The organism is Ruegeria sp. CE12 (genome assembly GCF_056537525.1).
In genome coordinates, this window is sequence record NZ_JBQFRS010000080.1 from 1 (window position 1) to 551 (window position 551).

A 551-nucleotide genomic window follows, 5' to 3' on the forward strand; every position below is an offset into this window, starting at 1 on the left:
CTGACGGCCTTGGCAAGAGCGCAAGAATGATTAGCTCTCTGGTCAAGACAAGGGAAACAGCGCCATGATTAAAGAGCAGCCACAAAATCGTAAAATCATTGAGGTATCAGGGTCTGACCGCGAGAAATTCTTGCAAGGTTTGACCACCAATGCCCTCCCTGAAGATGCCGAAGGGCTGCGCTACAGCGCGATCCTGAGCCCGCAAGGGAAGTATCTGGCTGATTTTTTCATGCTGACTCGCGATGATCGCGTTTTGCTTGATGTGGACGGTGATTTGGCCGCACCGCTGATGCAGCGCTTGTCGATGTATAAGCTGCGCGCAGATGTGGCACTGACCCTCTCGGATATGACAGTGGCCGTGGGGCATGGCACCCTGCCACAAGGGGCATATGCTGATCCACGTGACCCTGCCCTTGGTTGGCGCGCCTATGGCCAGTCTGGCTTGCCCAACTTATGGGATGCGGCAGGATGGAAAAACACGCGCATTGCCCATTTGATCCCTGAACATGGGCGAGAACTGATCCCCAATGACAGCTATATCCTAGAACTTG

The 551-nt window shown here is 54.3% G+C and carries 1 pseudogene; it reads left to right on the plus strand.

Annotation, left to right across the window (positions count from 1 at the left end):
- Positions 1-64: 64 nt before the first annotated feature.
- Positions 65-551: pseudogene (locus ACR0IO_RS23260) on the plus strand (CAF17-like 4Fe-4S cluster assembly/insertion protein YgfZ); the annotation flags it as partial.